Source organism: Qipengyuania triglochinis (assembly GCF_054655615.1).
On record NZ_BAAHND010000004.1, the window covers coordinates 41,192 to 67,472 of the forward strand.

The 26,281-nt window shown below is 60.2% G+C and carries 22 protein-coding genes and 1 tRNA gene; 14 read left to right on the forward strand and 9 right to left on the reverse strand.

Annotation, left to right across the window (positions count from 1 at the left end; translation table 11 throughout):
* Positions 1–64 precede the first annotated feature (64 nt).
* On the reverse strand, positions 65–1,285 hold the full coding sequence (locus ACYQ0G_RS13365; protein WP_460103486.1) for a dihydroorotase: 1,221 nt from the start codon (positions 1,283–1,285) through the stop codon (positions 65–67).
* Positions 1,282–2,307, reverse strand: coding sequence for an aspartate carbamoyltransferase catalytic subunit (locus tag ACYQ0G_RS13370; protein WP_460103488.1), 1,026 nt, complete (start codon positions 2,305–2,307; stop codon positions 1,282–1,284). Before ACYQ0G_RS13370 ends, ACYQ0G_RS13365 begins: the two co-directional genes overlap by 4 nt.
* 111 nt (positions 2,308–2,418) lie before the next feature.
* On the opposite strand from ACYQ0G_RS13370, the gene sppA reads away from it, so the two are divergent.
* On the forward strand, positions 2,419–4,299 hold the full coding sequence (sppA, locus tag ACYQ0G_RS13375; protein WP_460103491.1) for a signal peptide peptidase SppA: 1,881 nt from the start codon (positions 2,419–2,421) through the stop codon (positions 4,297–4,299).
* A gap of 69 nt (positions 4,300–4,368) precedes the next feature.
* A tRNA-Val gene (locus ACYQ0G_RS13380) sits at positions 4,369–4,443 on the forward strand.
* A 309-nt stretch (positions 4,444–4,752) separates the two neighbouring features.
* On the opposite strand, the gene ACYQ0G_RS13385 is transcribed toward ACYQ0G_RS13380, so the two are convergent.
* A complete protein-coding gene (locus tag ACYQ0G_RS13385) occupies positions 4,753–6,093 on the reverse strand; it encodes a sulfotransferase family protein (protein ID WP_460103494.1) in 1,341 nt (446 codons plus the stop codon).
* A gap of 105 nt (positions 6,094–6,198) precedes the next feature.
* Here ACYQ0G_RS13385 and serS point away from each other — a divergent pair, with 105 nt between their 5' ends.
* From serS to ACYQ0G_RS13400, 3 genes are all read left to right on the forward strand, one after another.
* Positions 6,199–7,476, forward strand: a complete 1,278-nt coding sequence (gene serS / locus ACYQ0G_RS13390; protein WP_460103496.1) for a serine--tRNA ligase — start codon at positions 6,199–6,201, stop codon at positions 7,474–7,476.
* 128 nt (positions 7,477–7,604) lie between these two features.
* The gene (gene surE / locus ACYQ0G_RS13395; protein ID WP_460103499.1) at positions 7,605–8,369 is read left to right on the forward strand and encodes a 5'/3'-nucleotidase SurE; all 765 of its coding nucleotides are present in this window, start codon (positions 7,605–7,607) and stop codon (positions 8,367–8,369) included.
* A gap of 43 nt (positions 8,370–8,412) precedes the next feature.
* Entirely contained in the window at positions 8,413–9,540 is a 1,128-nt protein-coding gene (locus tag ACYQ0G_RS13400) for a potassium channel family protein (protein ID WP_460103501.1), read from the forward strand.
* A gap of 4 nt (positions 9,541–9,544) precedes the next feature.
* On the opposite strand, the gene ACYQ0G_RS13405 is transcribed toward ACYQ0G_RS13400, so the two are convergent.
* Entirely contained in the window at positions 9,545–9,913 is a 369-nt protein-coding gene (locus ACYQ0G_RS13405; RefSeq protein WP_460103503.1) for a DUF1761 domain-containing protein, read from the reverse strand.
* 65 nt (positions 9,914–9,978) lie between these two features.
* Between ACYQ0G_RS13405 and rimO the strand changes: the two genes are divergently transcribed.
* The 7 genes from rimO to eda all read left to right on the forward strand — a co-directional run bounded on the left by rimO (position 9,979) and on the right by eda (position 19,918).
* Positions 9,979–11,352 carry a 30S ribosomal protein S12 methylthiotransferase RimO gene (gene rimO, locus ACYQ0G_RS13410; RefSeq protein WP_460103505.1) on the forward strand — a complete coding sequence of 458 codons (1,374 nt, stop codon included), beginning with the start codon at positions 9,979–9,981 and terminating at the stop codon, positions 11,350–11,352.
* Positions 11,353–11,610: 258 nt separating this feature from the next.
* Positions 11,611–13,953: an EAL domain-containing protein gene (locus ACYQ0G_RS13415; protein ID WP_460103508.1), complete on the forward strand. Its 2,343-nt coding sequence runs from the start codon at positions 11,611–11,613 to the stop codon at positions 13,951–13,953.
* Positions 13,954–14,168: 215 nt separating this feature from the next.
* Positions 14,169–14,966, forward strand: a complete 798-nt coding sequence (locus ACYQ0G_RS13420) for a transglutaminase-like domain-containing protein (protein ID WP_460103510.1) — start codon at positions 14,169–14,171, stop codon at positions 14,964–14,966.
* Between the two features lie 108 nt (positions 14,967–15,074).
* A complete protein-coding gene (zwf, locus tag ACYQ0G_RS13425; protein ID WP_460103765.1) occupies positions 15,075–16,514 on the forward strand; it encodes a glucose-6-phosphate dehydrogenase in 1,440 nt (479 codons plus the stop codon).
* Entirely contained in the window at positions 16,507–18,321 is a 1,815-nt protein-coding gene (gene edd / locus ACYQ0G_RS13430) for a phosphogluconate dehydratase (protein ID WP_460103513.1), read from the forward strand. The genes zwf and edd overlap by 8 nt, the downstream gene beginning before the upstream one ends.
* Positions 18,322–18,323: 2 nt before the next feature.
* The gene (gene glk / locus ACYQ0G_RS13435) at positions 18,324–19,307 is read left to right on the forward strand and encodes a glucokinase (protein ID WP_460103515.1); all 984 of its coding nucleotides are present in this window, start codon (positions 18,324–18,326) and stop codon (positions 19,305–19,307) included.
* Positions 19,304–19,918, forward strand: a complete 615-nt coding sequence (gene eda, locus ACYQ0G_RS13440) for a bifunctional 4-hydroxy-2-oxoglutarate aldolase/2-dehydro-3-deoxy-phosphogluconate aldolase (RefSeq protein ID WP_460103518.1) — start codon at positions 19,304–19,306, stop codon at positions 19,916–19,918. Before glk ends, eda begins: the two co-directional genes overlap by 4 nt.
* Here eda and tilS read toward each other — a convergent pair.
* The 5 genes from tilS to ACYQ0G_RS13465 all read right to left on the reverse strand — a co-directional run bounded on the left by tilS (position 19,915) and on the right by ACYQ0G_RS13465 (position 25,379).
* A complete protein-coding gene (gene tilS, locus ACYQ0G_RS13445; RefSeq protein ID WP_460103520.1) occupies positions 19,915–20,898 on the reverse strand; it encodes a tRNA lysidine(34) synthetase TilS in 984 nt (327 codons plus the stop codon). The genes eda and tilS overlap by 4 nt on opposite strands.
* Position 20,899: 1 nt before the next feature.
* A complete protein-coding gene (locus tag ACYQ0G_RS13450; RefSeq protein WP_460103522.1) occupies positions 20,900–21,802 on the reverse strand; it encodes a tetratricopeptide repeat protein in 903 nt (300 codons plus the stop codon).
* Positions 21,803–21,908: 106 nt separating this feature from the next.
* Positions 21,909–22,745, reverse strand: coding sequence for a helix-turn-helix domain-containing protein (locus ACYQ0G_RS13455; RefSeq protein ID WP_460103525.1), 837 nt, complete (start codon positions 22,743–22,745; stop codon positions 21,909–21,911).
* 121 nt (positions 22,746–22,866) lie between these two features.
* Positions 22,867–25,137, reverse strand: coding sequence for a phosphoenolpyruvate--protein phosphotransferase (ptsP, locus tag ACYQ0G_RS13460; protein WP_460103528.1), 2,271 nt, complete (start codon positions 25,135–25,137; stop codon positions 22,867–22,869).
* An 86-nt stretch (positions 25,138–25,223) separates the two neighbouring features.
* Positions 25,224–25,379: a YdcH family protein gene (locus ACYQ0G_RS13465; RefSeq protein ID WP_460103531.1), complete on the reverse strand. Its 156-nt coding sequence runs from the start codon at positions 25,377–25,379 to the stop codon at positions 25,224–25,226.
* Between the two features lie 148 nt (positions 25,380–25,527).
* Here ACYQ0G_RS13465 and ACYQ0G_RS13470 point away from each other — a divergent pair, with 148 nt between their 5' ends.
* On the forward strand, positions 25,528–25,734 hold the full coding sequence (locus ACYQ0G_RS13470) for a YdcH family protein (RefSeq protein ID WP_460103534.1): 207 nt from the start codon (positions 25,528–25,530) through the stop codon (positions 25,732–25,734).
* Between the two features lie 72 nt (positions 25,735–25,806).
* A complete protein-coding gene (locus ACYQ0G_RS13475) occupies positions 25,807–26,265 on the forward strand; it encodes a DUF1465 family protein (protein WP_460103537.1) in 459 nt (152 codons plus the stop codon).
* Positions 26,266–26,281 lie beyond the last annotated feature (16 nt).

Here is a 26,281-nt window from a genome sequence, read left to right on the forward strand (position 1 = left end):
CTATCAAGAGCCACCGAAGACTGCCCCCTTCCGGCTTGCCCGGAAGGGGTTTTCTTTTTGCCAATTATAAGTCGACCGAAACGCCGCCCTTCCAAAGGCCGATAACACGGCCCTGCGTTGGCTGCCCGTCGAACGGCGTATTCCCGGCGGTTGCCGCCATTTTTGCGCTCTGGATGATCCAGGGTTTGTCCGGATCCACGATCGCCACGTCTGCTTCGAACCCGGCGCGCAGGGCCCCGGCCTTGACGCCCAGCAACTGCGCAGGGTTCAACGACACCAGATCGAATGCCCGCGGCAGATCTATCAGTTCGTCGCGCACCAGCGACAGCACCATCGCAAGCAATGTTTCCGCCCCCGCCATGCCCGGTTCGGCATCGGCAAAAGGCAGGCGCTTGTCTTCCGGCCCGCGTGGATCGTGGCCGCTGGATATGACATCGATCGTGCCATCGGCGATCGCTTCGCGCACCGCTTGCCGGTCATCCTCCTGCCGTAGTGGCGGAGACAGGCGCGCAAAGGTGCGAAACTCTGCAGTCGCCAGGTCCGACAACATGAAATGCGATGGCGTCACCCCGGCAGTCACACGCTGCCCTGCCGCCTTGGCCGTGCGGATCATCGCAAGGCCGGCGCGGGTCGTAACCTGCCGGAAATGAATATGCGCCCCTGCCATGTCCGCCAGTGCAAGATCGCGCGCAATGGCAATCGCTTCTGCCTGTGGCGGCGCGCTGGGCAATCCGCGGCGAGTGGCATATTCCCCCGCCGTGGCCACAGCCTGGCCCACCAGCGCTGCATCTTCCGCATGGGCAATCACCGGCATTTCCAGCATCGCCGCATATTGCAGCAGGCGCAGCATGGTCCCGCTATCGGAAATCCATTGGCGACCGGTAGCGATCCCTTTCGCCCCGGCTTCGCGCATCAAGGCAAATTCGGCTATCTCTTGTCCTGCAAGACCGCGCGTCGCAGCGGCCAGCGGATGGACCCAGAAATCCGGCTTACCGCTCTTCGAAATATAGGACACCCTGCTTGGAAGATCGAGCGCAGGGGATTGGTCCGGCATCAGGGCCGCGCGCGTGATCCCACCGAAATGGAACGCCGGCTTGTCCACGGCGAAAACACCCAGATCGACAAGCCCGGGTACGATCAGCTTCCCGCGCGCGTCGACCGTCTGACCAGCGCCCATTTCGCCTTCGGACAGAACGCCGTTCTCCATTGCGATGGAGCCTTCACGCACACCGTCGGTGGTGACGATCCTGCCGTTCGCAATTGTTATCGGGGCCGCCTGTTTCATGCTGCGTCTCCCCAACCTTCGATCTGTCTTGCCCGGCGCGTCAGTATGTCGAGGCAGGCCATGCGGATCGCCACGCCCATCTCCACCTGTTGGGTAATGATCGAACGGTCGATCATGTCCGCGACCTCGCTATCGATCTCCACCCCGCGGTTCATCGGACCGGGATGCATCACGAGCGTTTGTTCATTCGCCCGCGCAAGCCTGGTTTTCGTCAGCCCGTAAAGGTGATGGTACTCGCGCGCAGAAGGAATGAACTGCCCGCTCATTCGCTCTGTCTGAAGGCGTAACATCATGGCGACGTCGGCGCCTTTCAACGCAGCGTCGAAGTCATGATAAACTTCCGCGCCCATTGCTTCGATACCAACCGGCATCAGGGCCGGAGGCGCACAGAGGCGAACGGTAGCGCCAAGTGCTTGCAGGCACAGCAGATTGGAACGCGCGACGCGGCTGTGCAAAATGTCCCCGCAGATAACGATGACCTGGCCTGTAAAATCGTCACCGCTCTGCCCGCGTTCGCGCAAGGCATGGCGCAAGGCCAGTGCATCGAGCAATGCCTGCGTCGGATGTTCGTGCTGTCCATCTCCAGCGTTGAGGACAGGACAATCGACCTTGTCCGCAATCAGCCTGGTCGCTCCGCTCGACCCGTGGCGGATCACGATGGCGTCTGCACGCATCGCATTCAGAGTGATCGCCGTATCGATCAGCGTCTCGCCCTTCTTCACGCTCGACGTTGCCGCATGCATGTTCACCACGTCCGCACCGAGCCGTTTGCCAGCAATCTCGAAACTGAGCAGCGTCCGCGTTGAATTCTCGAAGAAGGCGTTGATGATGGTGAGGCCGGCAAGGGCGTCGGAGTGCTTGGCGCTCTGGCGGTTCAGATCGACCCATTGTTCCGCCTCGTCGAGCAGGAAAAGGATCTCGTGCCGTTCCAACTGCCCGATGCCGAGCAGGTCACGGTGCGGAAAGGCCAGCGCGCCCGCCGGATAACGGGCCGCAGACGGCGTGGTGTCGGATGGTGTCATTAAAGCCATGCCCTTAATCGAGGCCTATCGCACCCTCAAGCATATTCCGGTGGCGCATCGCCCAACCCTGCCCTAGTCTTTGATCCGGACACTTTCAGGGGAAGAATTTTCATGCATTTCGCAGGCAAGGTCTGGCGTTTGCTGGTCGGTATCAAGGACGCCTTGGTGCTGCTTTTCATGCTGCTGTTTTTCGCGCTGCTGTTTGCAGTTCTCACAGCGCGGCCCAGCCCTGCCCAGGTGCGTGACGGCGCGCTTCTGCTGAACCTTGACGGGTTTATCGTGGAAGAAGCGGCCCCCATCGATCCTTTCGCCGCGCTGATTTCCGGCAGCGTGCCGACCAGCGAATATCAGGCGCGTGATCTTGTCCGTGCCCTCGACGCTGCGGCTGCGGATGAACGCATCACCGCCGTCGTACTCGATCTGGACAGCTTCCTGGGCGCAGGCCAGGTCCATCTCGCCGAAGTGGGCGAAGCGATGGACCGCGTGCGCTCGGCCGACAAGCCGGTACTCACCTATGCCACCGCCTATGCCGATGACGGCGTGTTCCTGGCAGCCCACGCCAGCGAAGTATGGGTCGATCCGCTTGGCGGCGCAGTCGTCGCAGGTCCCGGCGGCAACCGCCTTTATTACAAGGGCCTGCTCGACAAGCTGAAAGTCAACGCGCGGGTCTACAAGGTCGGCACCTACAAGAGTGCGGTGGAACCCTACATCGAGACGGGCATGTCCGATCCGGCGCGCGAGAATGCGCAGGCGCTCTATGGCGCTTTGTGGGAGGAATGGCAGGCCAACGTCAAGAAGGCGCGCCCCGCTGCCGATCTGCAAATGGTGGTCAGCGATCCTGCCGCCTGGGTCGAAGCGGCCAATGGCGATCTGGCAAGCGCCGCCAAGACGGCTGGGCTGGTCGACAGGATTGGCACCAGGACTCAGTTCGGCGAACGCGTTGCCGAGCTCGTGGGCGAAGACGAATGGAGCGATCTTCCAGGCGCTTATCCCTCGACCAATCTCGCCGCTTGGCTCGAAGCCAACCCATGGTCCGGCAATGGCAAGGAAATCGGCGTCGTGACGATCGCCGGCAATATCGTTGATGGCAGCGCCGGGCCCGGCACTGCGGGGGGTGAACGCATTGCGGAGCTCCTCGACGAAGCACTGGACAAGGAATTCGCCGGTCTGGTCGTTCGGGTGGATTCTCCGGGGGGTTCGGTCACTGCGAGCGAGCAGATCCGGAACGCCATTCTGCGCCACAAGGCACGCGACATTCCGATTGCGGTGTCGATGGGCAATGTCGCAGCGAGCGGGGGCTACTGGGTCTCGACCCCGGCCGACCGCATCTTCGCGCAGCCCGAAAGCATCACCGGTTCAATCGGCATCTTCGCGATCATCCCAACCTTCGAAGATGCAGCGGAAAGCCTGGGCGTAACCAGCGATGGCGTAACCACCGGTCCGCTGTCCGGACAGCCCGATCCCATAGGCGGCTTCACGCCCGAAGTGGATCGGATCCTCCAGGCCACGATCGAAGACGGCTATCGCGACTTCCTCAGCCGGGTGGCCACCTCGCGCAAGATGGACCTCCAGCAGGTCGACCGGGTCGGCCAAGGCCGGGTCTGGGACGGCGGCACTGCGCGGCAGCTCCGCCTGGTCGACGAATATGGCGGAATGCCGGAAGCGCTCGCTTGGGTGGCCGCACAGGCCAATCTTGCGGATGGCGACTGGTCTCCGGTCTATCTGGGGGACGAGCTTGGCACTACGGATACGATCCTTCGCCAGCTGCTGATCGGCGAGCAGGACGCCAAAGGCCGGGATGTCTTCGCCACGCTCGCCGGCAATCACCGGGCACTGGCAGACATGATCCTTGCCGATACCCAGCGCCTACTCGGCACGGAGGGCGCACAAGCCTACTGCCTCTCATGCCCAGCATCGCCCGCCACCAATGCTAACAGCCCGCCCCCGCCGGACAGCATATGGGCGAAGTTGGTGATGTTATTCGCCGACTGAACGGCTTGCAAAAGCGCTGACCGCAACGTAAAGGCCCGCCCCTGCCCGGCATTCGGTGCCGTCATGGGCGGGCGCGTAGCTCAGTGGTAGAGCACACCCTTCACACGGGTGGGGTCGCAAGTTCAATCCTTGCCGCGCCCACCATTTAGAGGGGGTAAGCCAAATCAGGCCTTCCCCACGGTTCCTTTTTCACGAAGTCTTTTCGCCATATAACCCCCAGCACCAATTGCGAGCATGGCCGGTAGGCTCATGCGACGAAGGACAGTCGCCGCAATTACACCTAGGGCGGCGCCGCCTACGCCTCCAACGCTTCCAGTCTGCTTTGCCAATTTGTCGCCTGCGTAGGCACCTATAATCTTACCAATCATCTCAAATCTCCTTTGCTCGAATAACGGTTGATCCGGAGCCGTGTTCCTCTCCTTCGTTTCGACCAAATGAGTGGCCGCTGACGCTTTAGCTCGAGGCACGTACCGCCGAACTCTCGCCTCTCGAGCTCTTTGCCGTCACATCGAAAGCTTGGGTGTAGGATTCGAAGCGTTCATGCACTTCATCCCGAGAGAGTCCGAATTCGGCGAGCGAGTAGGAGTGCGGCGTGCGTTTGGAAGCAGCGGTGCGGTCGAGATATTTCTCCATTCCGTTGAGCGCCGGATCGATGTCGAGGCCCAGGAAATCGTACACCCGCTTCATGGACGTGGGCCAGTCGCGGTCCATGTCGTCGAAGTGGACATCGATCGCCTGAGACGCGGGGATAATTTGTCTAACTTCTTGCATACGCGAGACCATGAGGTCGGTCTTACGGAGCCATTCGCGGCCGATGGTTTTGGGGTCCACATCGTCGGCGTAGATGATGGTCTGGTTCCAAGCGAGGCTGGCCGCGCTGCCGACGATCGCCTGCGGGTCGCGGTGGGTGAAGATGAGCCGCGCGTCGGGAAAAACTTCAAGTAAAGCAGGGAGATCCAGCATATGCTGCGGGGTCTTGAGCACCCAGGGACGCAGCGAGCTCTCCTGCTGCGACCAGCCGATCAGGCGCAGCAGATTGGCCATGTGGCGATAGGCCGGAACAGCGCTTTCCTCCTCGCACCAGCGGGCGAAGGTCGGCACGCGCCACTGCGCCTCGAACTTCATCCCGTAGAAGCTGGCCGCGATCAGCCCGAGCTCCTCTTCAGGTTCGTATGGCCCGGTCGGATGGATCGAGAGCGTGCGCGGGTTGGCGAGCCGTGCGACTTTGAGGATCCTTTTCGCCAGAACCGGCCTGAAATCCTCCCTGGACCCTGCCAGAACCTTCTCGAAATCGGGACGGGGTACCGGACTGATCGTTTCGAAACTGCGCAGATGGGCGAAGCGATCGTCCGAGGCCAGCAGGCGGTGCAAACGCGTCGTGCCCGACCGCATCGGCCCCACGATCACCACCGGCTTGCGGATCGGGCGCGCCAGAATTTCCGGATGCCGCTTGAACCACATCTGCGCATAGAGCCGGTCGCGCAGGAGGTGGTGGATGGTCTTCATCCCCGACAGCTCGCCCGCGGCATTCAGCCCCGCTTCGACCCGCGCGGAATCGAGCAGCACGTCGAGCGGGCGGGTGAACCAGTCATCGCCGAAATCGTCGAGCCCGTGTTCCTCGCTCACCTGCTCGAGCAGCGTCTCGCGGTTCCAGCAGGCAGGGTCGACCAGCCCCAGCTTGCGCCCTGCCCCGACCCCTGCGTTGAGGATGTCGATAAAGCGGGTGCGCCGCGGCGGTACGAGTGGCTTGTCCTGCAAGTGTCTGTCACTTTCTTGTTCTGTTTTGCGGCCCATGGTCCTGCCATGATGCGGGTCAGGGCAACAATGATCCGCCAGAGGATCGGTGCCGCAGCTTTTCCGCACTGGAAATAGGCGGGCACAATCGGCATAGCCCCGCCCATGCACGACATCGCCTATATCAGAACCAATCCCGAAGCCTTCGATGCCGCCATGAAGCGCCGCGGCGCCGAGCCGGTTGCCGACCGTATCGTGGCGCTCGACGCCAAGAAGCGCGAGGCGCAGACCCGCGTTCAGGAAGCGCAGAGCCGCCGCAACGAGGCCTCCAAGGCGATCGGCCAGGCCATGGGCCAGGGTGACAAGGACAAGGCCGAGGCGCTGAAGGCCGAAGTGGCCGAGATCAAGGCCAGCATGCCGCAGTGGGAAGAGGCCGAGCAGCAGGCCGGTGCCGAGCTGGACGACCTCCTCGCCCGCCTGCCCAATCTCCCTGCCGAAGACGTGCCCGAAGGCGCGGACGAGGAAGACAATGTCGAGATTGCGACCTGGGGCGACAAGCGCGAGTTCGCTTTCGAACCCAAGGAACACGCCGATATCGGCCCGGCGCTGGGTATGGAGTTCGAGACCGGCGCGAAGATTTCCGGTGCGCGCTTCACCTTCCTGCGCGGCGACATGGCGCGCCTTCACCGCGCGCTCGCACAGTTCATGCTGGACAGGCAGACCCGCGAGAACGGCTATACCGAATGTAACCCGCCGGTGCTGGTGAACGACGACGCCATGTACGGCACGGACAAGCTGCCTAAGTTCGCCGAAGACAGCTTCCGCACCACCGACGATCGCTGGCTCGTCCCGACCTCGGAAGTCCCCCTCACCTATTCGGTGGCGGGCGAAATCCTGCCCGACCTCGCCAAGCCGATCCGCATGACTGCGCATACGCTGTGTTTCCGCAGCGAGGCAGGCTCTGCCGGACGCGATACACGCGGGTTCATCCGCCAGCACCAGTTCGAGAAGGTCGAGCTGGTCAGCGTCTGCCGCCCCGAAGACAGCGAGGCCGAACATGAGCGCATGACCGGATGCGCCGAAGGCATATTGCAGGCGCTGAACCTGCCCTATCGCAAGATGCTGCTGTGCGTCGGCGATATGGGCTTCGGCGCACGCAAGACCTACGATCTGGAAGTCTGGCTGCCCGGCCAGGGGGCCTATCGCGAAATATCTTCCTGCTCGAACACAGGCGAATTCCAGGCCCGCCGCATGAATGCGCGCTATCGCCCCGAAGGCGAAAAGAAGACGCGCTTCGTCCACACGCTCAACGGGTCCGGCCTCGCCGTGGGCCGTACGCTGGTGGCGGTGATGGAGAATTACCAGAACGAGGATGGCAGCGTGACGGTGCCTGAATGCCTTGCCCCCTATATGGGCGGTGTGGAAGTTCTAAGTCCCAGTTGAGATACCGTTTGCCCTGAGCCTGTCGAAGGGCCGCCCTTCACTTCCAGCTTGGCGCAAGAAAGAAGTACGGTGCTTCGACAAGCTCAGCACGAACGGCTTATGAAATTACTCCCCGGAGAGCGAACCGCATGAAAATCCTCCTCACCAATGACGATGGCGTGCACGCCCCCGGCCTCGAAGTGCTCGAAGCGATTGCGCGGCAATTCTCGGACGATATCTGGATCTGCGCCCCGGACGAGGAACAGTCCGGCATGGGCCATGCCCTCACCCTGACCCGCCCCGTCCGCCTGCGCAAACATGGCGAGCGGCGCTTTTCTGTTACCGGCACACCGACCGATTCCGTGACGATGGGCCTGCGCCAGGTGATGGACGGCCCGCCCGATGTGATCCTGTCGGGCGTCAATCGCGGCGCCAATCTGGGCGACGACATTACCTATTCCGGCACGGTATCGGCAGCCATCGAAGGCGCGCTGGCGGGCATCCGGTCGATTGCGATGAGCCAAGTGATCGGGCGCGACGATGCGGGCCACGACATGTCCTTCGCTGCAGCGGAAGCGTGGGGCGCGAAGGTTCTCGGCCCCCTGCTCGACACGCCGCTGCCCGATCGCACGCTGGTCAATGTGAACTTTCCGCCGCGCGCGCCCGAAGACATCAAGGGTATCCGCGCGGTGGCGCAGGGCTTTCACGATTATTCGCGCGGCACGGTGGTGGAAGGGCGCGATCCGCGCGGTTTCCGTTATTACTGGTTCGGCCTGCAGGCGATCGAGCACACGCCCGATCACGGCACCGATCTGGAAGCCATCGCCGATGGGTATGTATCGGTCACTCCGCTGCAGCTCGATCTGACCCACCACACCTCGTTGCAGGCGCTGGGTCAGCGTTACGGGAATTGAGAATGCTTGACCGCATGCCTGCCCTCGCGCACCAAGGCCGTGCATGAGCGAGCGCAAGCAAATCGACAAGATCGAGCCGGGGGGAGGAAGCGCGCGGGTCTATCGCGGCCCGCGTTTCCAGCCGCTGCGCCGGGCGACCAAGATTCCCGTATGGGGCGATCTGGGCATCAGGCTGGGCCTTGCCCTGTTCCTGATCATGGTCGTGGTCATGATCCACTGGTGGGATCGCGAAGGGCTGGTCGACAATCTGGACGGTGAAGTCAGCTTTCTCGACGTGATCTATTTCACCATGATTTCGATCACCACCACGGGCTTTGGCGATATCGCCCCCATATCCGACCGTGCGCGGCTGGTCGAAGCGGTCATCGTGACGCCGGTCCGCTTTGCCGTGCTGTTCATCTTCGTGGGCACGGCCTACAACTTCCTCATCAAGCGTAGCTGGGAAAAATTCCGCATGGCCCGCATCCAGGATCAACTCAAAAACCATATCATCGTGCTCGGCTATGGTATCTCCGGTTCGGAATCGGTGGCCGAACTGATCGAACGCGGCACTGATCCCAGCACCATCGTGGTGATCGACCCGAGCGAGGAGCGGCTGCATGCCGCCGAATCCATGGGCTGCAACGTGATGGCGGCCGATGCCACGCGGGACGAGACGCTGAAGGCGGTGCGGATTTCGGAAGCGCAGAACGTGCTGATTTCCGCCGGGCGCGACGATACCACCATCCTGATCACGCTGACCGTGCGTGCGCTGGCCCCGCAAGTGCCGATCAGCGTGGTGGTGCGGGCAGCCGATAACGAATCGCTGGCCCGGCAGGCGGGCGCGAACAACGTCATCAATCCCGTACGCTTCACCGGCCTGTTGCTGGCGGGCAGCGCGAAGGGCGAACATATCGCCGATTATCTGGCGGATCTGGCCAGCGTTTCGGGCCGCGTCCAGCTGGTGGAACGCGAAGTGACGGAAGAAGAATGCGGCTGCGCGATCAGCGAATTGCGCACTGGCGGCAGGGGCCTGCGCGTCTATCGCAACGGCCGCGCGATCGGGTTCTGGGAAGAGGAATGTCAGAACCTGCAAAAGGGCGATATCATCGTGGAGATCGTTGCCACCCCCAATGGCGAGACCAGGGGCGACGGCCACCGCCGCGACGACGAGCTGCGTCAGGGGGCCTGAGGCCTCACCCCATCCAGAGGAAGACGCCGCCCATCGCCAGATAGGCCAGCAGCCAGAAACCCCAGTCCGACAGCGCCCGGCGGATGGGTTCCTCGCGGCGCACTGCAGTGATGAAGATTGCCGGACCGATGAAGGTCAGCGCCAGTCCGCCGGACATCATGAAATAGAGCCACCATTTCATCTGCAGCGTTTCGGTGCCGACCCGCGCGAACATGTGGCCCAGCATGGCGGCGCTGGCGAACATCAGCAGCGCGGCGATCGCATGCAGCAGATAGGGCGGCCGCGGGGTCGACCGCTTGCCATAGAATGCGACGCCCAGCAGCGCTGCGACGAACCATGCGGCCACAACCGCAATCCAGTTTACCGGTCCCATGCCGTGCCTTCTAGCCTTGGCGGCGCCATTCGTGTAGGGGCGCGCGCGAATTTACGGACATTGCTATGAACACCTCCACCACCTCCATCCCCGACCAGAAGAAGGTCGGCATGGTTTCCCTCGGCTGCCCCAAGGCGCTGGTCGACAGCGAACGCATCCTCACGCGCCTGCGCGCCGATGGCTATGCGATGAGCCCCGATTACGCCGGCGCGGACGTGGTGCTGGTGAACACCTGCGGCTTCCTCGACAGTGCGAAGGAAGAAAGCCTGCAGGCGATCGGCGAGGCGATTGCCGAGAATGGCCGCGTGATCGTGACCGGCTGCATGGGCGACGAGGCGGATGCCATTCGCGCCGCGCACCCGAGCGTGCTGGCCGTGACCGGCGCGCATCAATACGAAGCGGTGGTGGAGGCCGTGCATGAACATGCCCCGCCTTCGCAGGGTCCGTTCATCGACCTGATACCGCAGCCGGATATCAAGCTGACGCCGCGGCATTACAGCTATCTCAAGATTTCCGAAGGCTGCAATCACTCCTGCGCCTTCTGCATCATTCCGGATTTGCGCGGCAAGCTGGCCAGCCGCCGGATCGATGCTGTGCTGCGCGAGGCGGAAAAGCTGGTCGCTGCGGGCACGAAGGAACTGCTGGTCATCAGCCAAGACACCAGCGCCTATGGCGTCGACACCCGCCACGAGAGCCGCGAATGGAAGGGCCGGGAAGTACGCGCGCACATGACCGACCTCGCGCGCGAGCTGGGGCAACTCGACATCGGCGGCGGTGTGCCGCCCTGGGTGCGGTTGCATTATGTCTACCCCTATCCGCATGTCGATGCGGTGATCCCGCTGATGGCCGAAGGTTTGCTCACGCCCTATCTCGACATTCCCTTCCAGCACGCCAGCCCCAAGGTGCTGCGCGCGATGAAGCGCCCGGCGAACGAAGCCAAGGTGCTCGAACGGCTGAAGGGCTGGCGCGAGATCTGTGCCGAAATCGCGATCCGCTCCAGCTTCGTGGTCGGCTTTCCGGGCGAGACCGAGGACGATTTCAAATATCTGCTCGACTGGCTGGAAGAAGCCCAGCTCGACCGCGTCGGCGCCTTCCGCTTCGAGCCGGTCGAAGGCGCGCAGGCCAATACGCTGCCCGATCCCGTGCCCGAGGCGATCAAGGAAGAACGCTATGCCCGGATCATGGAAGTGACCGAGCGGATCAGCGCCGCCAAGCTGCAGGCGCGGATCGGCAAGACCATTCCGGTCATCATCGACGAGGTCGGCGAACCCGACGAAGACGGCGATATCGGCGCCACCGGCCGCAGCCAGGCCGATGCGCCGGAAATCGACGGTGCCGTCTATCTGCGCAACGTGCCCGCCACGCTCAAGGCAGGCGATATCGTCTCCGCCATTGTCGAGGATGCCGACGCCCATGATCTCTTCGCTGCACCGGCCTGAGACTTTGACGTATCCGACACTGCCCTGCTCTTCTCCGGAGCCCGCGAATTGCGCCCCGTCCGTTCATTTCACACCCGAAGGCATTGCAATTTCTGACAATTCCGGCTTTGCATGGTGCAATGACACGCACGAACTTTTCCCTAGGTCACTTACTACTCAGTCCTTAACTACTCATTCGCGCGGTTTACCTGGGGTCGGAGATGAATCGGTAATTTCGTAGAAAGAATATTAAGCATAGTCGCTTCATAGGGATGCGCGATGACGACCGTCCGCTCTTTGGACCGCATAACCCGGATACTGCGCCGACCGATGTCGCGCCTCCCCGCAGGGGCTGCGCAGCGCGTGAAGGACTTGCTGGTAAGCGCGCTGATCGCTTTCGTCCTATTCGTCGGGACCATGCTCAGCCCGATCGACCAGCTAAGCTGGGTTCTCCAATCGCGCCTGGCGACGCATGAACCGTCGGGCGACATCGTCTTCGTCAGCACCGACAGCGACATAACCCACAGCGCCCAGCCGGAGGGCCGGACCGAGCTCGCCGCAGCCCTTCGCGCGCTAGCTGATCAGGATGTAGCGCGGGTCTACATCGACCTCGCTTTCCCCACCCGCTCAACAAATCAGGCGGACAGGGATCTGGCCGAGGCGATCGCCACGCTGGGTCCACGGGTCGTTTTGGTCGACCAACTCGAACGCAAAGTCACCTCCGGTGATCGAGCCATTCGAACCATACCCACTATCGCCGGAGACGCGCGTCGAGTCGTTTCGCGGGATACCACCAATTGGATGGGTTACACGTGGACCCGTGATTTCACACACGAGATCGAGGGCAAACGCCTTCCCTCACTCGCAGCATCTCTCGCCGGCATCGAAGATCTCCGTAACGGGGAGTTCCGGATCGATTACGCCCTGGATTCCCAAGACATCACCCATCTCGAGATGGCGGATTTCCTGACCGGAGGGACTACCGCGCGACTGGCTGGCCGGATCGTGGTGATCGGTAGGGAGGCCCGAATTGCTCAAATACAAACACGAGCGCCGGGTAATTTCGTGGTGCCGGAAAGTTATCCGGATATCTACGGAGCCGAAACGCTTAAGGCGGGAACGATCAAGTTTATAGGCGGCTTTCAGGCTCTGACTTTTTATTTCCTCCTGACGCTCTTTGTTCTGCTCGTGGTGCGCTCGACCAATCAGAGACGAGTGGCTTATGCCCTACTTGCCATTTCGCTACCGGTCGTCCTTTACCTCGGCAACGTTCGGGGCATTAGAGCCGAGCTTTCCTATCCCGCCGCACTATTAATTTTATACGTTTTGTTGCGTTCACGATCTCGCTGGAAAGACCGGCTGGCCCTCGTTGATGATGAAACAGGCTTGCCTAAACTACGTGCCCTCGAATTGGAACTTGCGCAGGATATTCATGCAAGAGGGCATATCGTCGTGGCGCGCATTCACGGTTACGAGCATGTTTTCAAAACGCTACCTCGGGTGGATCGCGCGAAATACACTCTCAAGCTTGTCGAACGTCTGCGCACGACCAACACCGACCGAGTACTTTATTCGGAAGGGCACCACATCGCTTGGCATTCAGGCGAGGACGATGAGGAGCAGCTAGCAGACCATCTCGACGGCCTTAGAGCAATGTTCGCTGCGCCAATTTATGTTTCGGGTTCCTCGATCGACGTTGGGATAAGCTTTGGTGTCGCCAAGCTTGATGGGGATCCTGCAGCCAGGCTGGCTGCGGCAGTTGCCGCCGCAGAAGAAAGCTCCGAAGCGCTTCAGCCAATCAAAATTGCAGAAAGCAATTCACGTTTTGACGAGTTGTGGGATCTCTCATTGCGAGCTCGAATCGACGAAGCGATGGAAGCGGGAGAGATCTTTTGCGTCTACCAGCCTAAGATAGATACAAGAAGCGGCACCATGACCGGGGTGGAAGCGCTGGTGCGCTGGAAGGACCCCGTGCGTGGCTTCATTCCCCCGATGAACTTCATCGCACAATGCGAAAAAGCCGGACGAATGGAAGCTCTCACTGAATTCGTTTTCCGCACGGCGTGTGCCGCGGGTCGCCTGCTGCATTTCCGTGGACGTTCGCTCACCGTTTCGATCAATGTTTCGGCAACTTTGCTCTCGGACATGAAAGTGGTGAGCCTGATGAGAAATGCCTTGCATTCCACCGGGTTTGACCCCCGCTTCCTTGTTCTGGAAGTTACCGAGACGTCACGCATCGGAGATCTTCAAACTGCGGAACTCGTACTGAATGAGCTGAAATCGATGGGTGCGCGGATATCGATCGACGATTTTGGAGTGGGTGAGACCAACTTCGAAACCTTTTTCGCACTTCCGTTCGATGAGGTGAAGATTGATCGATTGTTTGTCGCCAACATGGTGAAGAGCGAAAAAGCAAAAGCCATCGTCAGCAGCATCGTGAAGATGGGAAAAGAGGCCCGAATCGGTGTTGTCGCTGAGGGCGCCGAAGATACAGAAACTGTCAAAATGCTCACCGAAATGGGCTGCACTCATGTCCAAGGCTATATTTTAGCATACCCTATGATCCTTGAAAAGATAATGGAATTCAGCGGCTTAGAAGAAAGCAGCGCCGCCAAGGCATAAATTCCACTTTACAAACAAGTTAGTTTAAAAGAAAACCTCCTAGTGTTTACCACTAAGGAGGTTTTTTATGTTTGACTTTTGGGGCTGGTTGATGGGCAAATAAGCCCATATTATACAGCAATACTTGAAAGGGCCTCTTTATTAGGGGCCCTTTTCGTGCAAAACTTATTTTTTTACTTTCCGAAACGTAATTGGCTCAGTAGCGTTGAGCCTTAATGACCCTAACTATCGAAACGAGTTTTTCGTTCTCACTGCCCAGCATTACGGATGTACTGCTTCAGTTCGAAGCGGCACATATTCCCGAGCAGCGCATCCTTACGTGCAACACTGATCTCTCTCCGTCGGAACATTGCGCACGTGTCCCAGCGCAGGACGATATAGGCGAGCGTATCTGGATAAGGGCTGAAGGGGAGTTTTCCGCTTCTTATCGGGCCGAAGTTCAGATCGAGCGACAGCTTACCGATCTCGCCGCTCTGGAAAAGCTTGCCCCGCACGACATGCCGGGAGAAGCGGTCCAGTATCTCTTCGACAGCCGTTATTGCGCGGCCGACAGTCTGCAGACGTTCGTACAGGAGGAGTTTTCGGACACCCAAGGCGGCGCACGGATTGCTGCCATCCGGGACTGGATAGCGCGAAAGTTCACATATACATCGGGCGTTTCCGGCCCGCAGACCACCGCGCTCGACAGCTTTGTGGCCCGGCAGGGCATCTGCCGGGATTATGCCCACGTCATGATCGCATTGGCTCGGGCGAGCGCCATACCGGCCCGCTATGTTGCGTGCTACGCACCAGGGGTCAGCCCGCCCGACTTCCATGCCATTGCAGAAGTCTTCCTGAGTGACCCCGAAACCGATAGTGGTGGAACGTGGCAGATGGTGGATGCTACCGGAATGGCCGACCCCGCGCAGACCGTGAAAATCGGCGTGGGGCGCGATGCTGCCGACGTAAGTTTCCTCACAAGCTTTGGAATGACCGATTTCGGGGACAAGCAGGTAACCGTGACGTCAGACTAGCACCATACTTGATAAGAATAGGAATGCGGCCCTCTGGCGCTCCCCGGGTGGCGCTGATACTCGACACCCTATGGGAGGAAAGATGCCGATGGACGGTACATGCCCGAAATGAAATTCGAAGCCGACCGCCTGCTCCTGTTTGGAGCAACCGGCGATCTGTCGCAGCGCATGTTGCTGCCTTCTCTTTGCGCGCTTCATGCAGATGGGTTGATTGGCAACGATCTGCGAATAGTGGCGACTGCCCGGTCCGAAATGAGCACCCGGGAATTCCGCGATTTCGCGCGCGAGGCGTTGGAGAAGTATCTTCCCAAGAACCGCCGCGGGCCGATGGCCGATTTTCTCAACCAGATCAGCTACGTTCCTGTCGATGCGACAACACCGGAAGGTTATGACGAACTTGCGAAGGAGGTCGGGAATTACCATGGCCTTGCGATCTTCTTGTCTACTGCGCCCAGCCTTTTCGAGCCCACGATTTCCGGGCTTAAACGTGTCGGGCTGACCAAAGGCAACGCACGCATAGCGTTGGAGAAGCCGCTCGGCACGGATCTGGAAAGCAGTCGTGAAATCAACGACGCAGTAGCGCAAGCCTTCACCGAAGACCGCATTTTCCGCATCGATCATTATCTGGGCAAGGAGACGGTTCAGAACCTGTTGGCGCTGCGATTTGCCAACATACTGCTGGAGCCGGTGTGGAATTCCAATTACATCGAGCATGTCCAGATTACCGTTGCAGAGACGGTCGGGCTGGAATCGCGGGTCGCCTATTATGACGACAGCGGCGCGCTGCGTGACATGGTCCAGAACCACATGCTGCAGCTTCTCGCTTTGGTGGCGATGGAACCCCCGACCAGCTTCGATGCCACGGCCGTACGTGATGAAAAGGTCAAGGTTCTGCGTGCCTTGCGCCCGTCCAAGCCTGAGGAAGTGGTAACCGGGCAGTATCGCGCGGGAGCGGTCGATGGCAAAGCCGTGCCCGGTTACGATGAGGAGTTGGGCAAGGAAAGCGACACCGAAACTTATGTCGCCCTGAAAGCCCATGTCGACAACTGGCGCTGGCGCGGTGTTCCCTTCTACCTCCGCCATGGCAAACGCATGCCGGAACGTGTAACCGAAATTGTTATCCAGTTTCGCTGTATTCCGCATTCGATCTTTGAAGGGCGAGGAGCGAAGACCGAACCCAACCGGTTGGTGATCGAGATCCAGCCCAAGGAAAACATCCAGCTTACCATGATGGCCAAGGTCCCGGGCCTCGGAAGCGAAGGCTTGCGCCTGCGTCCGGTTCCGCTGGACATTGCCATGCCCGATGCTTTTTCCGACGTGGTACGCCGGATCGCTTACGAGCGATTACTGCTCGACCTTATTCATGGCGACCAGACACTTTTCGTCCGCCGAGACGAGGTGGAGGCCCAGTGGGATTTCATTGATCATATTCGCAATCTGTGGGCGGAAAATGACATTCAGCCCAAAATCTATGCCGCAGGAACATGGGGGCCCAGCGCCGCCGTGGCGCTTGCCGAACGCGACGGGGTAACCTGGCACGATGACTAAACCGCTCAACGATACGATCCGCCGCGTAACCGAGCGCGTGATCGAGAACTCGAAAGCCAGCCGTTCCGCCTATCTGGACTTGATGGATCGCGAAGGCGAACGCCAGGTCAGCCGCGGCACGATGTCCTGCTCCAACCTTGCCCATGCCTATGCCGGTGCGGAGGATGACCAGAAAGCCATTATGGCCGCACGCGGCCCCAACTTAGGCATTGTCACCGCCTATAACGATATGCTGTCGGCGCATCAGCCCTATCATCGTTATCCCGAACGGATGAAGATCTGGGCCCGCGAGGTGGGTGCCACCGTTCAGGTCGCTGGCGGCACACCGGCCATGTGCGACGGCGTGACGCAGGGCGAAGACGGCATGGAGTTGTCGCTTTTCAGCCGGGACACCATCGCGCTTTCCACCGTGGTGGCGCTGAGCCATGCCATGTATGATGGCGTTGCGCTGCTCGGTATCTGCGACAAGATCGTGCCCGGCCTTCTGATGGGTGCACTTCGCTTCGGCCATCTGCCTGCGATCTTCGTCCCTTCGGGGCCGATGGGCACGGGCATCTCCAACAAGGAAAAGCAGCGCACCCGGCAGCTTTATGCGGAAGGCAAAGTCGGTCGCGAAGAATTGCTGGCGAGCGAGATGGGCAGCTATCATTCCCCCGGAACCTGCACCTTCTACGGCACGGCGAATTCCAATCAGATGATGATGGAAATGATGGGCCTTCACGTACCAGGCGCGGCCTTCGTACCGCCGGGCGCCAAGCTGCGGCAGGAGGTCAGCCGTGCCGCCACCCATCGCCTTGCAGCCATGCGCAAGGGCGGCGACGATTTTCGTCCGCTCGCCCGCGTGGTGGATGAAAAGGCGATCATCAACGCCGCGATCGGTCTTCTTGCCACCGGCGGCTCGACCAATCATGCCATCCATATTCCAGCGATGGCCCGGGCAGCTGGCATCAAGTTCGACTGGACCGACCTGGCGGAACTGTCGCGGGCAGTACCTCTGGTTGCGCGGGTCTATCCGAACGGATCGGGCGACGTGAACCATTTCCACGATGCCGGGGGCATGGGATATGTCATCGGAACCCTGCTCGACGAAGGGCTGGCGCATGGCGATATCCTGACCGTTTGGGATGGCGGCTTCGAAGCCTACGGCCGGGAGCCCGGGATGGACGGTGATGCGCTGACATGGCGCGATCCCGGTCCCAGCGGCGATACGGAAATGCTTCGACCGGCATCGGATCCCTTCCAGAGCGACGGCGGCATGCGTCTTGTCGAAGGCAATCTTGGTCGAGCCTGCTTCAAATCGTCCGCGGTCGAACGCGAACGCTGGACGATTGAGGCACCCTGCCGGCTTTTCCAGGATCAGCGCAGCGTGAACGAGGCCTTCAAGAAAGGTGAACTCGACCGCGATGTGGTGGTGGTCGTCCGCTATCAGGGACCGCGCGCTAATGGCATGCCGGAACTGCACAAGCTGACGCCGGCGCTGGGCGTCCTTCAGGATCGGGGGTACCGCGTAGCACTTGTTACCGATGGTCGCATGTCCGGAGCTAGCGGCAAGGTGCCGTCTGCAATCCACTGTACCCCTGAGGCATTGGGGGGCGGTCCGCTTTCCAAGCTGCGCGATGGCGATATCGTCAGACTGTGCGCGGAGACCGGAACTCTGTCGACCACCGCTGACCTGGATACGCGGGAACCGGCCGAGGAGCCTCAGGCCGATAGCGGTATGGGCCGCGAATTTTTTGCCATGTTCCGCCACAACGCCGATGGCGCGGAACAGGGCGCATCATCGATGCTGGCAATGGCAGGACTGTAAGAATGGAACTTGTTAGCGTCGATATCGGCGGAACCCATGCGCGCTTCGCAATCGCGACGATCGCGGATGACGGCACCATTACCCTGGGTGAGCCGGAGACAATTCACACCGAGGATCACGCCAGTTTCCAGACGGCCTGGGAAGATTTCCGCGAGCGGATGGGCGGCAGCCTGCCACCGCGCGTATCGATGGCGATCGCGGGGCCGGTCGGCGGTGAAGTCATCCGCTTCACCAATAATCCTTGGATCATCCGACCGGCGCTGATCGGTGAGAAACTCGGCTGTGATACTTATTCCGTAGTCAATGATTTCGAAGCAGTTGCTCATGCCGTGGCACGGGTGGGTGAGGATGAGTTCATTCATCTGACCGGCCCGGACGAACCGCTGGCACCGACTGGGCGGCTAAGCGTTCTTGGCCCCGGTACTGGCCTTGGTGTGGCACACCTCTATCGGGAGGCCGACGGAACTTATCGGGTTTCGGCAACCGAGGGCGGTCACATCGATTTCGCCCCGCTCGACAGTATCGAAGACGCAATCCTGGCTCGGCTTCGCAAGAGGCACACCCGCGTTTCAATCGAACGCGTCGTATCGGGCCCAGCCATTACCGATATTTACGAGACGCTGGCCGCCATGGAGGGCAAAGCTGTTGCCGAAGAGGACGACATCGATATCTGGAAGCGCGGCTTGGAGGGCACCGACAGCCTGGCGGCGGCCGCAGTTGATCGGTTCTGCCTGTCGCTTGGCAGCGTTGCAGGCGACATTGCCCTCGCTCAGGGCGGTTTTGGCGGTGTGGTGATCGCTGGAGGACTTGGCTACCGTATTCGTCACACCCTCCTCAAATCAGGTTTTGCCGAACGCTTTCGTTCAAAGGGCCGCTTCCAGAGTTTGATGGCCTCGATCCCCGTCAAGCTCATTACCCATCCGCAGCCCGGCCTTTTCGGCGCGGCAGCTGCTTATGCATCCGAACACGGGATACTCGACAAATGACTACCATTGGCGACATCATGCAGACCGCTCCGGTAATCCCAGTCATCGTGGTTGACGACGTAGATCAAGCGGAGCCTCTAGCCCGAGCCTTGGTCGCTGGCGGCCTGCGCGTTCTGGAAGTAACTCTGCGTACCCCAGCCGCGCTGGATGCAATCCGCGCCATGAAACAAGTGAATGGCGCGATCGTGGGCGCGGGCACTGTCACCAGCCAGCAGGAACTGGCCGATGCCATCGATGCGGGTAGCGAATTCATCGTTTCGCCCGGACTGACAGAGAGCTTGGGCAAGGCAGCCATTCGCGAGGGTGTTCCCTTCCTCCCCGGCATTTCCAATGCCGGGGACATCATGCGGGGCCTTGATCTCGGCCTTACCCAATTCAAGTTCTTTCCTGCCATGGCGGCAGGGGGGCTTCCCGCGCTAAAGGCACTCGCAGCGCCATTCGGACAATGCCGCTTCTGTCCGACCGGCGGGATTACGCTCGAGAATGCGCGAGACTGGCTTGCTTTCGACCCGGTACTCTGTGTGGGCGGAAGCTGGGTCGCACCCCGCGGTGCGGTAGACGAAGCGCAAGTGGAGGACCTTGCCCGCGAGGCCGCCAGTTTAAGTAGCTAAAAAACCCGCCGCGCATTTTCACGGCGAAACACCCAGACGGATTCACCATCTTTCTCGCGAACATCCGCTTGAATACCAGCAATATTGGTCTTCAGGCCCCGGATCAGATTGTCGGCCAATCCCGACCCGACCCGCTGGTTCACTCTGATCCCATATAACTGGAAAATCGCCCGGATCACGCCACCCATAATCAAAGATTGACTGGCGGCCGAACCGACCTCTCGATAAACGGCCTCCACTCCGTCAAAGGTAACCTTGTCGGCGAATTCTCGCTTGATGGTCTGCCGAATAATCATGTCAGCTTCGGCCAAGTGCTTCGCGCTTCGACCCAGCGCATCCCTGTCGAGCCAATCGCACCGGGCGAGGTTTTCGCGCATCTTGATACGGTCGAAGTCGGTATTCTGGTTCGACGGGTCTTGTACGGCCTTCCAGCCGACGCTGTCGACAAGTTGGGCCAGTTCCTCCCGTCGCCATGCCAGTAGCGGCCGAACGAGTGGAACAGTCGTCTCCGGTACTTTCGCTCGCGAGCGGATCGACGCCAAACCACCCAGTCCACTGCCCCGATTGAGGCGCATGAGAAAGGTCTCCGCCTGGTCGTCCAGCTGATGCGCCGTCGCTAGACCGGCCAAGTCCCGTTCTCCGCACCAAGCGCCCAAAGCTCGATAGCGAGCCGCCCTCGCCCGGGATTGTAGGTTTCCCTTTTCCACCTCAACCCGCAAAGTAACATGGGGCACGCCAAGTTCAGCGCAATAGTCGGCAGCAAGTTTCGCTTCCGCCCCGCTTTCCGCTCGCAACTGGTGGTCTACCGTGGCAGCCTCCACCCGCCCCGGCAGGGCAGTATGGCCGAGCAAAAGTAGCGCGAGGCTATCTCCGCCGCCCGATAGGGCGATGCCGAGTTTCTCAGACCCCTCGAGGAGGTCGGGCCATAATGCGAAGAGGTCGGCCCGGAACCGGTCCAGCAGTTCCGGAGCAATTTTCATACTAGCTGCATTTGATCTTACTGCGCGCGGTCGAGTAATCAGCCTGAAGCCGTCCGGACGCCAAAGCCGGATAGGTTTCGCCAAACTCGGACAGCGCGATGCATGCGCGCTTCGTGTCTTTGAGTGCGATCATCGATTCAGCCAGATAAAGCAGGCTGTCGCCAGCACGAGCGCCATTCTTGTCTGCCTGATAATTCTTGAGGAACCAAGGTGCAGCTTCGCTGGGTTTGCCGTCGTCCAGATACGACCGGCCAAGAAGGTTGCGGCCATAGCTGGTGCGCGCATGGCTGGGATATTTCTCGACGAACATAGTCAGCTGCTGCTGCGCCTCGGGAAAGAAACCAGCATCCCAAAGTCGGAAGCCATAGGAATACTCGTCATCTCCAGCATCCCCCGTCTGCGGCTTTGCGATCGCTTGAACCGCAGCCACACGCGCGGGATCGGGTCTCGTGGCTGCTGTATCCGGGCTTGATCCAGCTGCTGAGGAATTCGCAGTCGAAGGGGTGCTAGCCGCGGGCGGAGCAGCAGCCATTGGCGCACTGGCCGTTTCTAGCTTCTCTACCCGTTCTTCCAGCAAGCGGGTGGCATTCGTTCCGACTTCGTATTGCGCGGTCAGCCGTTGCAGCTGGCTTTCCAATGCATCGAGCCGAGCGAGAATGTCCGTGACTGCAGTTGTCGAAGGCGCAGAGGTAGTCGGACGGGCAGCGGGCTGCCCAGTGATTTCAGGCTCGAAATAGCGCCCGTCGCCCCCTGGAAATACCTTACGCTGCAAGGCACGGACTTCGGCTTCGAGCTTGCGGATACGCGCTTCATCATTGTCCTGTGCGACGGCCGGCATAGAGGTGGCAAGCAGAGCCATGCCGATTGTTCCGAGCCCAAAGGCGCGTGCACTGCGTGCGATCATGAAAGTTCAAGCTCCCTGTGGAGGTTTATTAAGTGAAAATGCCGTAACGACCCAAATCTGTCGAGAGGATGAAGGTTGATACCTGCCACCGCTTTACCGGTCGAGTTCAGTTTGAGGATTCTGACGATGTGCTAGATGCCGAACCGGTTGGCGTGTCGTTGCGCGCCAACAAGGCTTCAGGTGTCACTGAGACATCTTTCACCACCGTATCTTCTTCGCTGAGTTTGGGAACACTACGACCGCCGACAGTAATTGACAGAGCGTAGGGGCGGCCAGTCCAGACCTGCGGGCCTTCCGCATCTTCTGGAATGGTGAAGCTATCCCCTTTGGCCATTTGGGCTTCGTAGAGGCGTTCGCCGTCTGCATCGTAGAACTTGACCCAGGTGTCGTCCATTTCGCTGGTGAACACGACTGGTCCACTTGCCGGTTGGGGCGTAAGGGCGACAGCTTGTTCGGGGCTTTCGGTGCGGGCGACTTGTTCACTGGGGTCTTGCAGCGGCGCCGGGCCTAAACCCGGTGCGAAATAGCTTGAATAGAAGGCGTAGATTCCGCCCAGCAGCAACACTGCGGCAAGCGCTGCGAACCAGGCCAGCCCGCGACCTGGCACACGCTCCGGGTCGCCCGGCTCGAACTTCGTAGGCTTGTCCTCCGCGCTGGCCGTTCCTTCTGCCAGTTCTGCACGAACCTGGTCGAGCGTCTCTTTTTCGTCGAGCCCGAGGAGGCGGGCATAAGTACGGGTAAAACCGATCGCATAGGTTCGCGATGGCAAAGCTGCGAAATCGCCAGCTTCGATGCTTTCGAGGTGTCTGAGAGGAATTCGGGTTTCGGCCGCGACCTGGTCGATTTCCAGACCTTTGGCCTGACGCGTTTCGCGAAGCCGCTCACCCACCCGTTTGGTTGGCTCTGCGGCAGGTTGCGTTGCTACGTCTTCTTGTTCTTCCATGAAATTCCCGAACTTGTCGAACCCTGTAACCGCTTAGAAGAAGCGCGCCGGTCTTGTGTCAACCATAGCAGGATGAACCGATTAAAGGAAATAGACAGATCGCGCATTTAACAGGACCAAATCAGTCGATCTCGATACCATTATTCTGTGCCCACGAGCCAATCGCTGCGCGCATGTCGGTCGGCGGTCGCAGCAGCCACTGCTGCATCTGCTGGGAAAGTTCGGGGAGAGAAACCTTGCGCACCAGTTCCTTTATCGGTCCGACGGCAGCAGGAGTAATCGAAAATCGCGTGTAGCCCAGCCCCATCAGAGCCAGCGCTTCCAGCCGCCGTCCGCCCATTTCACCGCACACGCCGATGCGGACAGGACTGCCAACCATCTGTTTTGCAAGACGGGCCATGAAGCGCAAGATTGCCGGGCTAAGCCAGTCGTACCGTTCCGCCAGCTTCGGGTTGGCCCGATCGGCAGCGAATAGGAACTGGGTTAGGTCGTTCGTGCCCACGGAAATGAAGGACAGCTTGGGCAGCAGGACATCGAGCACTTCGGCGAGCGATGGCACTTCCAGCATACAGCCATACTCGACAATTTCCGGCAACACCCGCCGGCGTTCGCGCATGAAATCGGCCTGCTCTTCGAAAATCGCTTTTGCAGCATCGAATTCCCACGGCTCGGACACCATGGGGAACATGACCGATAGCTGCCGCCCCGCAGCGGCTTCGAGAAGGGCGCGAGCCTGAGCCTTTAGAAGGCCCTCTCGCTCTAGGGAAAGGCGGAGTGCACGCCAACCCATCGCAGGGTTCTCGTCCTTCTCTGCAATATCATTGGCCAGGTACGGAACGGCCTTGTCCCCGCCGATATCGACTGTCCGGAAAATGACCGGCTTGCCGTCCGCAGCATCGAGCACATCGCGGTACAACCGCATCTGCCGTTCGCGCGCCGGAAGCGTCGACGATACGAGAAACTGGAACTCCGTGCGGAACAAGCCAATCCCGTCGGCACCGGTAAGTTGCAGCGCGCTAACATCGTCGCGCAAACCGGCATTCATCATCACGGTAATGCGCGTACCGTCCCGCGTAAAAGGCTCGACATCGCGAAGCTCGGCATAGGCCGCCGCGCGCTCCTTGCTTCTAGCGAAACGGGCGTCGAATGCCTCTCGCAATTGCTGCGAGGGTCGAAGAGTAACTGTGCCCAGATCGGCATCCACGAGTACTTCGTCGCCTTCAGAGACATGGCTACGCACGCGTGCCACGCGCCCCAGTACCGGCACCCCCATTGCTCTTGCCACAATGACCACATGGGCTGTTAGCGAGCCTTCCTCTAGCACCACCCCCTTCAACCGGCGTCGATCATATTCCAGCAATTCTGCTGGCCCGAGATTGCGTGCGAACAGGATAGAATCCCGGCGCAACCCTTGCGTAGCCGCCGTGCCAAGCTGGCCCGATACGATGCGTAGCAAACGGTTCGAAAGATCTTCGAGATCGTGCATGCGGTCAGCCAGCAGCGGATCGTCGATTTCGCGCATGCGCATGCGTGTGCGCTGCTGGACCCGCTCGATCGCGGCCTCTGCGGTCAAGCCGCTGTCGATCGCTTCGTTGATGCGCCGGCTCCAACCCTCGTCATAGGCGAACATTTTATAGGTTTCGAGCACCTCGACATGTTCGCCGCCTTTGCCGAATTCCGGCTCGCGGCCCATTGCGTCGATCTGATCGCGCATCTTGTCGAAGGCGCGGTAAACACGCTGGCGCTCTGCTTCGACGTCTTCGGCGACAACCTGATCGATTTCAACACGCGGCTGATGGAAGACGGCTTGGCCCGCGGCCAAACCCTTCACCAGAGTCAGCCCTTCGAGGACTTCACACTCGGTCGGAGCCTCGCCCAAGTCGATCGTGTCCTCATCATCGACCAGTTCCTTGTGAGCGATCAATTCCGACAAAACCATCGCAGTGGTCTGAAGGGCCTCTATCTCCACGTCTTCATAACGCCGAGGCTCAACATGCTGTACGCAGAGCACGCCCACGGCGCGCTCCCGGTAAACGATCGGCACGCCGGCGAAGGAATGGAACTTATCCTCGCCCGTTTCTGGCCTGTAAAGAAAGTCCGGATGGGCCTTCGCTTCGGCCAGGTTAAGGGTTTCGATGTTCTTGGCGATTGTCCCGGTAAGGCCTTCGCCCACTCCCATTCGCGTGACATGGACGGCATCCGGATTGAGCCCATGGGTTGCGTAAAGCTCCAGCTCTCCATCGCGCAGCAAATAGATCGAGCAGACTTCGCTGGTGAGGCTTTCCGCGATTATGTCAACGACGCGGTCGAGTTTATGCTGAGCGTGATGACGTCCAGCCATGACCTCGTGCAACTGCGTGAGGATCTGGCGGGCGGAAGCTGCTGCTGACATGACTTGCAGCTATAGCAAAAAACAAGGGCAGCGAAAGCGGGGGCCGCAAGTATAAGCCCGCGCCCCCCCGAACATTTACGCCAACGTCAATTCGCGGCGATTTCTTCCTTGATCCTCAGCTTCTGCCGCTTGAGTTGCTGGACCATCACGATGTCGGGCGAAGGCCTCGCCTGTTCGTCGTGCAACCTGGCCTCCAGGCCTGCATGCTTGGCCTTGAGTGCGGCGACATGGGATGATTGCATAGGACTGGCTCCTTCTAGAGTTAAACCCCCGAGAAGCGACTCGCACTTGGCGGCACGAGCCGCGGTAGATGATCAAAACACAGCTTGGTGAATTTACAAACCCCCTCTGAAGGGCCATGCGGCAGGACGAGAGACGGGAACGACGACAGTGAACGAACAGGAACTACGCAAACGCCTGGAATCGCTCAAGGTTGAGCATCGCGACCTGGACGTTGCTATCTCTGCTCTTAGCGAGGCTGGGGAGAATGGATCGATCGATCAATTGCAGATCGCCCGCCTCAAAAAACGCAAGCTCCAGCTGAAAGATCGCATCGCTGCGATCGAGGATAACCTGATACCCGACATAATTGCCTGATCGCGTTTCAATCCGGGACAGAGAAAAAGAAATTCTGGGGAGCCAAGATCATTCGATAGTCATTCCGCTGTCATGGTCGGGGAAACAGCCATCAGGGAACAGGTCGTGGATGAGCTCTATGCGCATGCGCTGGAGCTTGCAGACGAAGCACGCGTGGTTTTCGACCTTCGTGACGAAGCGCTTCTTACCCAATCATCCGATCGCGTACGCATCGCCATGTCGATCGAAGGACTTCGTACGACGACAAGGGTGATGCATGTTCTCGCCTGGCTACTCAACCAACGCGCCTATCATGCGGGAGAGCTGTCGAAACTGCAGGTTCTCCGTGACGGCACGCTCGGCGAGGATCGACCTTCCGATCCCAACAATCTGGTCTTGCTTCAGTATGGCACCCAGTCTCTGATCCAGGCAACCGAACGCCTGCATGAGCGCGTACGCCGCCTGGATGACGAGCAACGCCAACTCGGTGAGAGGCATAGCGCGGTGCAGGAAATGCAAGGACGGATAGCCCAAGCTTTTGGTACTGCTTGATGCAATGATTTCTGGT